General features: G+C 71.2%; 13 protein-coding genes. 7 read left to right on the top strand and 6 right to left on the bottom strand.

What is annotated here, in order from left to right; translation table 11 throughout:
- Window positions 1–51 precede the first annotated feature (51 nt).
- Both OG379_RS19185 and OG379_RS19180 read left to right on the top strand, forming a co-directional pair.
- Complete coding sequence (locus OG379_RS19185) at window positions 52–1,719, top strand: hypothetical protein (RefSeq protein WP_405664384.1); 1,668 nt, start codon at window positions 52–54, stop codon at window positions 1,717–1,719.
- Between the two features lie 37 nt (window positions 1,720–1,756).
- Window positions 1,757–2,170 (top strand): RNA-binding S4 domain-containing protein, encoded by a 414-nt coding sequence (locus OG379_RS19180; RefSeq protein ID WP_405664382.1) that lies wholly within the window; start codon window positions 1,757–1,759, stop codon window positions 2,168–2,170.
- Between the two features lie 18 nt (window positions 2,171–2,188).
- Here the strand turns inward: OG379_RS19180 and OG379_RS19175 are convergent, their stop codons facing one another.
- The 3 genes from OG379_RS19175 to OG379_RS19165 form a co-directional block, all read right to left on the bottom strand.
- A complete protein-coding gene (locus OG379_RS19175; protein ID WP_393756344.1) occupies window positions 2,189–2,434 on the bottom strand; it encodes a DUF2630 family protein in 246 nt (81 codons plus the stop codon).
- 36 nt (window positions 2,435–2,470) lie between these two features.
- On the bottom strand, window positions 2,471–3,103 hold the full coding sequence (locus OG379_RS19170) for a zinc-binding dehydrogenase (protein WP_405664380.1): 633 nt from the start codon (window positions 3,101–3,103) through the stop codon (window positions 2,471–2,473).
- A gap of 192 nt (window positions 3,104–3,295) precedes the next feature.
- On the bottom strand, window positions 3,296–4,204 hold the full coding sequence (locus tag OG379_RS19165) for a hypothetical protein (RefSeq protein ID WP_405664378.1): 909 nt from the start codon (window positions 4,202–4,204) through the stop codon (window positions 3,296–3,298).
- A gap of 76 nt (window positions 4,205–4,280) precedes the next feature.
- On the opposite strand from OG379_RS19165, the gene OG379_RS19160 reads away from it, so the two are divergent.
- The 5 genes from OG379_RS19160 to OG379_RS19140 all read left to right on the top strand — a co-directional run bounded on the left by OG379_RS19160 (window position 4,281) and on the right by OG379_RS19140 (window position 8,328).
- Window positions 4,281–4,697 carry a hypothetical protein gene (locus OG379_RS19160; RefSeq protein WP_393756338.1) on the top strand — a complete coding sequence of 139 codons (417 nt, stop codon included), beginning with the start codon at window positions 4,281–4,283 and terminating at the stop codon, window positions 4,695–4,697.
- Between the two features lie 152 nt (window positions 4,698–4,849).
- Window positions 4,850–5,821 (top strand): ATP-binding cassette domain-containing protein, encoded by a 972-nt coding sequence (locus tag OG379_RS19155; RefSeq protein ID WP_405664376.1) that lies wholly within the window; start codon window positions 4,850–4,852, stop codon window positions 5,819–5,821.
- A complete protein-coding gene (locus OG379_RS19150) occupies window positions 5,818–6,675 on the top strand; it encodes an ABC transporter permease (protein ID WP_405664374.1) in 858 nt (285 codons plus the stop codon). The genes OG379_RS19155 and OG379_RS19150 overlap by 4 nt, the downstream gene beginning before the upstream one ends.
- 89 nt (window positions 6,676–6,764) lie before the next feature.
- A complete protein-coding gene (locus OG379_RS19145) occupies window positions 6,765–7,892 on the top strand; it encodes a MerR family DNA-binding transcriptional regulator (RefSeq protein ID WP_405664372.1) in 1,128 nt (375 codons plus the stop codon).
- A 64-nt stretch (window positions 7,893–7,956) separates the two neighbouring features.
- On the top strand, window positions 7,957–8,328 hold the full coding sequence (locus tag OG379_RS19140) for a hypothetical protein (RefSeq protein ID WP_405664370.1): 372 nt from the start codon (window positions 7,957–7,959) through the stop codon (window positions 8,326–8,328).
- 71 nt (window positions 8,329–8,399) lie between these two features.
- Here the strand turns inward: OG379_RS19140 and OG379_RS19135 are convergent, their stop codons facing one another.
- From OG379_RS19135 to OG379_RS19125, 3 genes are all read right to left on the bottom strand, one after another.
- Window positions 8,400–8,822, bottom strand: a complete 423-nt coding sequence (locus OG379_RS19135) for a universal stress protein (RefSeq protein WP_104787263.1) — start codon at window positions 8,820–8,822, stop codon at window positions 8,400–8,402.
- A 94-nt stretch (window positions 8,823–8,916) separates the two neighbouring features.
- Window positions 8,917–9,582 carry an FMN reductase gene (locus tag OG379_RS19130; protein WP_405664367.1) on the bottom strand — a complete coding sequence of 222 codons (666 nt, stop codon included), beginning with the start codon at window positions 9,580–9,582 and terminating at the stop codon, window positions 8,917–8,919.
- A complete protein-coding gene (locus tag OG379_RS19125; RefSeq protein WP_405664365.1) occupies window positions 9,579–10,679 on the bottom strand; it encodes an LLM class flavin-dependent oxidoreductase in 1,101 nt (366 codons plus the stop codon). The genes OG379_RS19130 and OG379_RS19125 overlap by 4 nt, the downstream gene beginning before the upstream one ends.
- Window positions 10,680–10,973: the final 294 nt, after the last annotated feature.

The raw sequence follows: 10,973 nt of genomic DNA, 5'->3' as shown, positions 1-10,973 counted from the left end.
GCAATCAGGCACAACGGCTGATCATTGAGCGCACTCACGAAGGGCCCCCACATGGGACAACCATCCCGCCGAACACGCCTCGCGGCCTGCGCCGTGGCAGCAGGCGCACTGATGGCCGCGCTGGTGCCGGCGACGGGTGCCACGGCCGCCGCCCCTCGCGCCGTCGCGGCGGACGATCCCGTCCCGGGCCATGAGGGCATGCCGGACGACGGCTTCGAGAACGCGCCCGAAGGGGAGCAGGACGACCTGGCGGGTTCGGGTACGGGCTCCGCGCCGTCCGCGACGGCCGACGCACAGGCCGTGGTCCCCGGCCGACCGGGCGACTTCACCCTGGAGACCGGCACAGTCCTCACCGGGCTCGTCGACAAGTTGGACGCCGCCCTGCCCAAGCAGGGCCTCACCGAGCTCATGACGCAGGCCAACCGTGACGCGGGCTGGAACTCCACCTGCGGTGACGCGGCCATCTACGGCCCCGACCTCACCGCGGCCCCCCGTGTCTGCTGGAAGGACGACGACGCCACCTCCTCCGAGTGGATCCCGCAGGCCATCACCGGCGTCTCGGACGCCCAGGAGGACGAGGACTGGGGCACGTCGGACTCCGAGCCCATCGCCGTGGCGGGCTACGACGACTACAACCCGGACCGCAGCAACTACGCCTCCGGCCGGAGCAACTGCGTCCAGGACTCGGCATCCGATGCCTGCAACGAGAAGGGCATACGGGTCAGCTTCTTCAACCAGGCCACGAAGAAGTACCGCCATGTGCTGCTGGCCTGGCCCTTTCTGAACTCCAAGGACCACATCTCCTTCGACGCGCTGCACGCGAGCGAGGGCACGTGCACACCGGAGTCCGGTGTGACGGATGCCTGCAGGGCACAGAACGGCATCCACGCGGGCGGCATGGTCTGGTACGGCAACTATCTGTACGTCGCCGACACGGCCAACGGCATGCGGGTCTTCGACCTCCGAAGGATCATGGACCTCAGCCCGGACAACGATCCCGCGGTCCACGACCCGACGCCGGACGGCCTGGTCAGCAACGTCGTCGACAAGAAGCGGGTCGGCCGCCAGAACAACGTCTGGTACGCCTACGGCTACCGGTACGTGATGCCCCAGGTCGCCACGCTGAAGTTCACCACGGCGAAGAACGGCGGGAGCACCAGCAAGAACCAGTGCTACGCCACCGGCCGTCCGAAGGCCTCGTACATCTCGCTCGACCGGACCGGCGCCCCCCACATGGTCCTCGGTGAGTACTGCAACACCAACAACGGCGGCTCCAGCAACGGCCGCGTCGGCACCTACCCGATGACCGCGCTGACCGCAGCGGTCGAGGGCGCGGTGGGCACCACGGCCAAGGCGGATCTCGCGTACGGACTGCCGGACACGGGGACCTTCGGGGGTGAGAAGCTCTGGCACAAGATCCAGGGCGTCACGCGCTACGACGGCAAGTGGTACTTCCACCGCAGCAACGCCTACGACAACGGCCGGCTGATGCAGGCCACCCCGGGGACCGTGGACGGCACGACGCAGCTCGTCGCCAACCCGAAGATCCTGGAGAGCTCGTTCGGCCCCGAGGACCTGTATCTCGCGCACGGCAGGGGCGACGGCGTCGCCCCGAAGCTGTGGTCGCTGAGCGAGCACGCGCCCAGCGAGTGCGGGGTCTGCAAGCGGGAGCTGTACAGCTACGACATGGGTGAGGTCATCAGCGGCTTCGGCTCCTGACTCCATGAGTGCGCCTCACCGGACTAGAGTCGTAGGCATGGTTTCCGGTGAGGCGCCGCAGGCGGAGGGGAGCGTCCGGGTCGATGCCTGGATCTGGGCGGTCCGGCTGACGAAGACCCGCTCGCAGGCGGCTGCCGCCTGCCGCGCGGGACATGTGCGGGTCAACGGCGAGCGCGCGAAGCCCGCCCAGGCCCTGCGTACGGGCGACGAGGTGCGGCTGCGGCACGCCGGCCGGGACCGGATCGTGGTGGTCTCCAAGATCGTGAAAAAGCGGGTGGGCCCGCCGGTCGCCGCGGAGTGCTTCGTCGACAACAGCCCGCCCCCGCCGCCGCGCGAGATGGCGATCCAGGTCCCGGTCCGCGACCGGGGCACGGGCCGCCCGACCAAGCGGGACCGCCGCGAGATGGAACGCCTCCAGGGCTTCCAGGGCCGGGGCCCGGACGCCGGCTAGGCGGTCCGGCAGGCCGTTTCAGCTCTGGTAGCCCTCCACCTCGTCGGCGGGGCGCACCCGCGCCTCCGAGGGGTCCTCGCCGAATTCGCTGAGCGCGCGCCGCTGCCGCAGCAGGTCCCAGCACTGGTCCAGCTGGACCTCCACCTCCCGCAGCCGTGACCGCTCTTCGGCGGAGAGGCCCAGTTCCGCGGTGGAGCGGGCGCGCAGGGCGCGCTCCTCGGTGATCAGTCCGTCGATGTTCTCGAAGATGTCCTGCTCGGCCATGAGAGCTCCCGGTCGGTGTCCTGGGGGACGTGTCCTTCAGATGACGAAGACGGTCTTGCCGCGGGCCCCGCCCGCGCGGTTCTGGGCGAGAGCCTGCGGCGCCTTCTCCAGGGGCAGCTCCATGTCGATGGGCACGTCCAGCTCCCCGCGCGTCACCGCCGAGGCCAGCTCCTCCAGCACTGCGGCGGTCGGAGCGAGCCGGAAGTCGGCCCAGGCGATGCCCGGCGGCGCCGCCACGCCCCGGGTGGTGACCGCGACTCCGCCGTCACGCACCAGGGCGGTGTACACCGCGAACGAGGCGGTGTCCGCCGAGACGAGGTCGACGAGGGCGTCGACGCCGTCCGGGTACAGATCGCGCACCGCGGCCTCCAGCGCTTCGGGGCCCGTGGTCGTGTCGACCGTGGCGGTGGCGCCGAGCGCCCCCATCCGCCGCTTCTTGTCGCCGCGCACGGCGGCGACGACCGCTGTCCCGCGGCCCGCCGCGAGCTGGGTCAGGAAGCTGCCGACGCCGCCCGTCGCCCCGACGACCAGCAGGCTCAGTCCGCTGCGTACGGCCGTGCTCGACAGGATCTGGGCGGCGGTCGTGCCGGCCGACGGGAGCGCCGCCGCGAGCTGGAGCGGCATGTCGCGAGGGACGAGGGCGATGGGGGAGTCCTGCGGGACGCACACGTATTCGCCGTACGCCCCACAGCGTCCGAGGGGCGGGGCCGTCGCGCGGCCGAGGCGCGGAAGCCGAGGACGAGGGTGGCGCAGGACAGGGCGAGCGCGGCACACCCGCCGGCGGCCGTGCGCCCCCGTCCGCGCGGGCGGGCCCAGTCCCCCACGGCCGCCCTCGCGGCGCTGCTGTCCACGCCGGAAGCCCTACCCGCGCCGGGCCGCCACGACCCGTCCCACAAGGCCGCCGACAGCCAGGACCGCCCCCACGAGCAGCACGATCCACACCGTTGTCCGCAGGGACGCGGTCAGCGCGTCGTACACCGCCGCGGTCCCGTCCCGGTCGGTTCCGGGCACCTGGTCGAGCACCCGGCCGCGGCCGACGGCGACCGCGATCCGGAGCAGGGCCGCGCCGAGGACCAGGCCGCCGCCGACCACGGCTGCGGCCGTCAGCCCGGCGCGGATGCCGCCGCGCACGAGCGTGAGACCCAGCACCAGGACGAGCAGCACCACCGTCGCCACGGCCGGCCAGACGCTGCAGTACCTGAGCCACCGGAACGAGGACCGCAGGTCGTCCGCGCGGTCGGCGGACAGCACGGTGATGGAGGTCTCCCGGACCGGGATCCGGTCGGCGAACGGCACCCCGCTGCTCACCAGTTCCTTCTTGACCTCCTCGATCACCGGCGCCAGGTCGATCGTCACCGCCTGCCCGTCGTCCCCGTGCAGCGAGGCGGTCACGGCCTGGTGCGCCGTCCGGTTGGCGCTGTCCCAGGCCCGTCGGAACGCCTCGGTCGTGGTGAACGACAGGGCGGACTCGTGCAGGAACTGCTCGACGGTGTCCTGGAGCGGGCCTACGTCGATGTTCTTCATCGCCTCGTCGGTGACCAGGGTGGCGACGGTTTCCCGTACATCGGAATCGGAGGCCAGCGGCGAGACGGCGGCCAGGTAACGGTCGGTGTCGTCGAGCTCCAGATCGACCCACGCCGAGAGCGCGCTCACCGGGACCAGTACGGCCAGCACGACGAGCAGCACCGCCGAGAGAGCCACTGAGAGACAGTTCCGCACAGGCACCAGCCAATCCCCTGCGACGGCGGGGCGCTCCGGGCCGTGGGCCATTCGAGTTGCCGGGCGGCCCGGCCGGGTGTGCGCTGGAGGAACACAGGGACGGGGGCGACGGAAGGAGCTGTGCGCCATGGCCACACACGCGACGATGCCGACGCACCGACGGACGCAGGCCCGCGCCCCCGCCCGGCAGGAGCACCGGCACACCGCGCTCGCCTGGGCTGTGCCCCTTGCACTGGGCGTGATCCTCGGTTTCTGGGCCTTCTTCATCAATCGGGACGGTGGAGCGACCACCGGTGGGCAGATCTGGCTCGGAGTCGTCTCCGGGGTGGTCTTCGCCGCGCTCTGCTACGCACTCGCCAGGGTCCGGTGGGCCTTGCCCCGTGAGCTCCGGGCGGCGGCCTTCGGTGTGCTGGCCGGGGGCGCGGTCGGCTTCCTCTCCAGTCTGAACGGCAAGAGCGTGCTGATGTCGGGCTTCATCGGACTGGTGATAGCCGCGGGCACGTTCTGCACGATGTTCTACGCCTACTACACGCGCGAGGAGTGACGCGGCCGTCCTTCCGGAGGAAAGGGCGCGGTGGCCGGATCCGATCCGGCCGCCGCGCCCGTCCGATTCCGTCCGATCCGCCCCGCTACCGGCGTGCACCGTGCCATCGTTGGCCCGTATCCGCCCTCGACAGAGCCGACAGGGAAGGGACCATGAGTACTGAACTGGCCATCGAGACCACGGGGCTGGTGAAGGTCTTCGGCGACAACCGTGCGGTGGACGGCGTCGATCTCGCCGTGCCCTCGGGCACCGTCTACGGAGTGCTGGGCCCCAACGGGGCAGGGAAGACCACCACCGTGAGGATGCTGGCGACCCTGCTTCGTCCGGACGCGGGCCAGGCGCGGGTCTTCGGCCACGACGTCGTGAAGGACGCCGACACGGTCCGCGGCCGGGTCAGCCTCACCGGGCAGTACGCCTCGGTCGACGAGGACCTGACCGGTACGGAGAACCTGGTGCTGCTGGCCAGGCTCCTCGGCCACTCCAAGCCCGCCGCCCGGACCCGGGCGGCGCAGCTGCTGGAGGCCTTCGGGCTGAGCGAGGCGGCGGGCAAGCAGGTGAAGAACTACTCCGGCGGGATGCGGCGCCGGATCGACATCGCCGCGTCCATCCTGAACACACCGGATCTGCTCTTCCTCGACGAGCCGACGACCGGGCTCGACCCGCGCAGCCGTAACCAGGTGTGGGACATCGTGCGTGCCGTCGTCGCGCAGGGCACGACGGTCATGCTGACCACCCAGTACCTCGACGAGGCCGACCACCTGGCCTCCCGCATCGCCGTGATCGACCACGGCAAGGTGATCGCGGAGGGTACGAAGGGTGAGCTCAAGGCGTCCGTCGGCGCGGGGTCCGTCCATCTGCGCCTGCGCGATCCCGGGCAGCGCCCCGAGGCCGAGCGCGTGCTGGCGATCGCGCTCGAGGCGACGGTGCAGCTGGACCACGACCCGGTGGCGCTGACCGCCACGGTCGGGGGCCACGGCACCGACAAGGGGGCGGCCGAACAGGCCGCGCGGGCGCTGGCGGAGCTGGCCCGGTGCGGCATCCACGTGGACAACTTCTCGCTGGGACAGCCCAGCCTCGACGAGGTCTTCCTCGCGCTCACGGACAAGAAGGGGGTGGCGGCATGAGCACCGCGCCCACCACGGCCGAACGCGACGACGCCGAACTCACCGCCCCGGACGCAGAGACCCTGGCCTCCCTTCTGGTCGGCCAGGAGCGGCCGCGGCGGCCCAGCGCGCTGTCGGCGTCGCTGACCTTCGGATGGCGGGCCATGCTGAAGATCAAGCATGTGCCCGAGCAGCTGTTCGACGTGACGGTCTTCCCGATCATGATGGTGCTGATGTTCACCTATCTCTTCGGCGGGGCACTGGCCGGATCCACCGAGGACTACATCCAGTTCCTGCTGCCCGGGATCCTCGTCATGAGCGTCGTGATGATCACGATGTACACGGGCGTCGCGGTCAACACCGACATCGCGAAGGGGGTGTTCGACCGCTTCCGCACCCTGCCGATCTGGCGGCCGGCGCCCATGGTCGGCTACCTCCTCGGCGATGTCGTGCGCTATCTCCTGGCCTCGGCCGTGATGCTCGTCGTCGGCATCGCCATCGGCTACCGGCCGGGCGGCGGACTCCTGGGGGTGCTGGCGGGCGTCGCGCTCCTGCTGGTGTTCTCCTTCGCCTTCTCCTGGATCTGGACGATGTTCGGCCTGATGCTGCGCACCGAGAAGTCGGTGATGGGTGTCAGCATGATGGTGATCTTCCCGCTGACGTTCCTGAGCAACGTCTTCGTCGACCCCAGGACCATGCCCGGCTGGCTGCAGGCGTTCGTGAACAACAGCCCCGTGACGCATCTCGCGGCAGCTGTACGGGAGTTGATGGCCGGCAACTGGCCCGCGACGGACATCGCCTGGTCGCTGGGCTGGTCGGCGCTGTTCGTGGTGGTCTTCGGCGCGGTGACGATGCGGCTCTACAACCGGAAGTGACGGCGGCGGACCGGAGGTTGACCTTCCCGGTGGGGGAAGCCCCAGCATCGGCGTGGCCGGGCGCATCCGCCCGGCGCGAGGAGGCCGTGGTGGAACACGAAGGCGCGGACGGGCGTGCCGGGCTGGTGACGATCGGGGAGTTCGCCCGGCTGTCCAGGCTCTCGGCGAAGGCCCTGCGGCGCTACGACGAGCTGGGGCTGCTCCGCCCCGCCCTGGTCGATCCGGTGAACGGCTACCGGTACTACGACCGGGCGCAGGCGGAGCCGGCGCGGCTGGTGGCGTGGCTGCGCAGGATCGGGATGCCGCTCGCCCGGATCTCCGAGGTGGTGGCGCTCGACGACGGCGCGGCCGCGGCGGAGATCCGCGCCTACTGGGCGCGGGTGGAGGCCGAGACGGCCGCCCGCCGGGAGCTCGCGGCCTTCCTCGTCGACCGTCTGTCAGCGAAGGAGTACGCCGGAATGTCGAACGGCAACGGGGCCGGCCGGGGGCCGGTCACCCTCGGGATCCGCTATGCGGCACTCACCCACCCGGGCGCGGTGCGCACCTCCCAGCAGGACACGGCGTACGCCGGGGCACGGCTGCTCGCCGTGGCCGACGGCTTCGGGGTGAGCGGCGCCGGCGCGAGCGCGGCGGCCGTCGACGCGCTGAAGCCGGCCGCGCGCGGTGCGGTGGACGCGGCGGATCTGCTCAGCGCGCTGCACGAGGCGGCGGAGTCCTCCGTACGGGCGGTCCACGACGCGGTGGTCGGTGACGCCGCGCCGGGGGAGTCAGGGACCACGCTCACGGCCCTGGTGTGGACGGGTGAGCGGCTGGGGCTGGTGCACATCGGGGACTCGCGGGCCTATGTGCTCCGTGGGGGCGAGCTGTTCCGGATCACGCACGACCACACCCTGGTGCAGTCGATGATCGACGACGGCTCACTGACCGAGGAGGAGGCCGCCTCGCACCCGCAGCGCGCGATGCTGCTCAGGGCCCTGGCCGGCGGTCCGGAGGCGCAGGCACGCCCCGACGTCCGGCTGCACGACACGTTGCCGGGCGACCGCTATCTGCTCTGCTCGGACGGACTGTCGGCGGTCGTCGACGAGGCGGAGGTGACCCGCACGGTCATCGCGGCGGACGCCCCGGACGCGGCCGTGCGTGCTCTGGTCGCCCTGGCCGGTGACGCGGGTGCCCCGGACAACGTGTCCTGCGTCGTGGCCGACGTCGTCGCCCTCTGACATCGCGTCCCGCCGGGGCCGGGCCCAGACTGGAAGGGGGACGGAGACCGGCTCTGGAGGAGCCATGACGGCGACGACATGGAACGAGACGCCCGTTGCGATCCGGACCGACGAGGCGGAGCTGCGCAGGACGGAGATCGGCGGTGACCTGAGCGTCGCCCTGATCCGGCTGGTCAAGGGTGCGGACATGGGCCCGGCGCTCAAGGGCCTCCCTGACGACATGTGCCCCTGCCCGCACTGGGGTTACCTCCTGAAGGGCCGGCTGAGGCTGCGGACCGGCGCGGACCCGGAGGCGTACGAGGTCTACGAGGAGGGCCAGGCGTTCTACTGGCCGCCCGGGCACGTGCCCGAGGCGCTGGAGGACTGCGAATTCGTGGACTTCTCGCCCACGAAGGAGTTCGACCGGGTGATCAGCCACATCAACGCCCAGGGCTGACGCGACACGGCAGGGCGGGCTCTCCGGCGTACCGGAGACCCGCCCGTCGGCGTGCGGAGGGCGCAGCCCGCTCAGTCGCGGACGACGGTGACCGGGCAGTCGGCGTGCTGGGTGACATGGAGGCTGACCGAGCCGAGCAGCGTCGCCTTGAAGCCGGTGTAGCCACGGGCGCCCACGACCAGCAGGTTCGCTCCCCTGGCGCGGTCCAGCAGGGTCTGGGCGGGGTTGCCGATCACGACGATCTTTTCGACCGCCGCCGCCCCCTCCGCGCCGAGGGCCTCCTCCAGCGCCTCGGTGAGCGCCACGGTCGCCGCTTCCTGCGGGTCGAAGTCCTCGGGCATGCCCGGCATCATGGACGCCCAGCTGGTCGCGGGGTACTCCCAGCTGTTGACCGCCTCAACGGTGTCGCCGGTCAGCTCGGCCTGACGCACGGCCCAGCGAAGTGCCTTGATCGAGGCGTCCGATCCGTCCACGCCCACGACGATCCTGCCCATGTCTGCCTCCATTGTTTTCAACATTTACGGCATACAGGCGCCAACTGTAGTCAAGGTGGACATCGGGGGCCGGGGTGGCCCCCGATGCCGAGGCTCAGCCGACCCGCAGGCCGGCGAGCTGCTCCTCGAACGGGACGACAGCGTCCTCGCCGTCGTCGAGGGTGAGGGCCCGGGAGGCGCCGGAGACGGTCCGCCCGGTGACGGCGGATGCGAGCTCGCCTCCCGCGCGCCGGATCCGGGAGGGCAGCCCCTCGGTGTACTCGTCGCCGTTCGATCCCCAGTCCTCCGACGCCGCGTACACGGAGGTCGGCAGGGCGACGGCTCGCAGATAGGCGAAGAGCGGGCGCAGCGCGTGCTCCAGGACCAGCGAGTGCCGGGGCGTCCCGCCGGTCGCCGCGATGACGACGGGCTTGCCGGTCAGCGCGGTGTGGTCGATCAGGTCGAAGAAGGACTTGAACAGCCCGCTGTACGAGGCGGTGAAGACGGGCGTCACGGCGATCAGCCCGTCCGCTCCGGTCACCGCGTCGATCGCCTTCTTCAGGCCGGCCGGCGGGAAGCCGGTGACCAGGTGGTTGGCGATGTCCACGGCGAGGTCGCGCAGCTCGACGACCTGGACCTCGACGCGGCGGTCCTGGTCCGACGCGAGCCGCTCACGCGCGGCCTCGGCGAGCCGGTCGGCCAGCAGCCGGGTGGAGGAGGGGCTGCTGAGCCCCGCCGCGACGGCGACGATCTTCAGGGGGGCGGTGGCGGGCACGGTCATCGGAGCTCCTTCGGGTCCCCGGCGGCGGCGCGGGCGGCGGTGACGGCGGGGTGGACGGGGGCGTCCGGCACTCCGGCCGGGCGCAGGCGGGCGAATTCCTTGCGCAGCACGGGCACGACCTCCTCGCCCAAGATGTCGAGCTGCTCCAGGACCGTCTTCAGCGGCAGCCCCGCGTGGTCCATCAGGAAGAGCTGGCGCTGGTAGTCACCGACGTCCTCACGGAAGGAGAGGGTCCGGTCGATGACCTCCTGCGGCGAGCCGACGGTCAGCGGGGTCTGCTGGGTGAAGTCCTCCAGGGAGGGCCCGTGCCCGTAGACCGGCGCGTTGTCGAAGTACGGGCGGAACTCCCGGACCGCGTCCTGCGAGTTCTTCCGCATGAACACCTGGCCGCCGAGGCCCACGATCGCCTGCTCGGCGGTGCCGTGCCCGTAGTGGGCGTAGCGGCGCCGGTAGAGGTCGACCATCTTCCTGGTGTGCTCCATGGGCCAGAAGATGTTGTTGTGGAAGAAGCCGTCGCCGTAGTACGCGGCCTGTTCGGCGATCTCCGGGGAGCGGATCGAGCCGTGCCAGACGAACGGCGGGACGCCGTCCAGCGGGCGCGGGGTCGCGGTGAAGGACTGCAGCGGGGTGCGGAACTTCCCCTCCCAGTCGACGACGTCCTCGCGCCACAGCTTGTGCAGCAGCGCGTAGTTCTCGATCGCGAGCGGGATGCCCTGACGGATGTCCTTGCCGAACCAGGGGTAGACCGGCCCGGTGTTGCCCCGGCCCATCATCAGGTCGACGCGGCCGTCGGCCAGGTGCTGGAGCGTGGCGTAGTCCTCGGCGATCTTCACCGGGTCGTTGGTGGTGATCAGCGTGGTCGAGGTGGAGAGGATCAGCTTCTCGGTGCGGGCCGCGATGTAGCCGAGCGTGGTCGTGGGGGAGGACGGGACGAACGGCGGGTTGTGGTGCTCGCCGGTCGCGAAGACGTCCAGGCCCACTTCCTCGGCCTTGAGCGCGATCGCGAGGGTCGCCTTGATCCGCTCGTTCTCGCTCGGTGTCGTACCGGTCGTGGGGTCGGTGGTGACATCCCCGACGGTGAAGATCCCGAACTGCATGGCGCCCGCCTCCAAAGGTGTTGAGCGGAAGTTGTTGAACCTTGAACTATGTGAACACACCCTACAACGGGGCACCCCCTCTCTCTATTCCAGCCCTCTCCGGGACGCCCCGCCGGCACGAAAACGGTCCGCGCTCCGGGGACCGGTGAGCGCTACACTCGGCCCATGACCTCCGTACCGTGCCGGAACTGGTGGCGCTCCTCCTAGGAGCGGCCACCTTCTCTGCACGGAACCAGGGCCGTTCGATCTTCGGACGGCCCTTCTCGCTGCCCCGGTGCCCTGCGGCGGGCCGTC

Origin of the sequence: Streptomyces sp. NBC_01166 (genome assembly GCF_045039765.1) — a bacterium.
Classification (GTDB): Bacteria; Actinomycetota; Actinomycetes; order Streptomycetales; family Streptomycetaceae; genus Streptomyces.
This window is presented reverse-complemented; position numbering and strand designations above follow the sequence as displayed.

Coding starts and splice junctions, on each gene's coding strand:
- OG379_RS19165 (WP_405664378.1), bottom strand. CDS start 4,204: ATGGCCCACGGCCCGGAGCGCCCCGCCGTCGCAGGGGATTGGCTGGTG.
- OG379_RS19135 (WP_104787263.1), bottom strand. CDS start 8,822: ATGGGCAGGATCGTCGTGGGCGTGGACGGATCGGACGCCTCGATCAAG.
- OG379_RS19155 (WP_405664376.1), top strand. CDS start 4,850: ATGAGTACTGAACTGGCCATCGAGACCACGGGGCTGGTGAAGGTCTTC.
- OG379_RS19185 (WP_405664384.1), top strand. CDS start 52: ATGGGACAACCATCCCGCCGAACACGCCTCGCGGCCTGCGCCGTGGCA.
- OG379_RS19180 (WP_405664382.1), top strand. CDS start 1,757: ATGGTTTCCGGTGAGGCGCCGCAGGCGGAGGGGAGCGTCCGGGTCGAT.
- OG379_RS19130 (WP_405664367.1), bottom strand. CDS start 9,582: ATGACCGTGCCCGCCACCGCCCCCCTGAAGATCGTCGCCGTCGCGGCG.
- OG379_RS19140 (WP_405664370.1), top strand. CDS start 7,957: ATGACGGCGACGACATGGAACGAGACGCCCGTTGCGATCCGGACCGAC.
- OG379_RS19160 (WP_393756338.1), top strand. CDS start 4,281: ATGGCCACACACGCGACGATGCCGACGCACCGACGGACGCAGGCCCGC.
- OG379_RS19150 (WP_405664374.1), top strand. CDS start 5,818: ATGAGCACCGCGCCCACCACGGCCGAACGCGACGACGCCGAACTCACC.
- OG379_RS19125 (WP_405664365.1), bottom strand. CDS start 10,679: ATGCAGTTCGGGATCTTCACCGTCGGGGATGTCACCACCGACCCCACG.
- OG379_RS19175 (WP_393756344.1), bottom strand. CDS start 2,434: ATGGCCGAGCAGGACATCTTCGAGAACATCGACGGACTGATCACCGAG.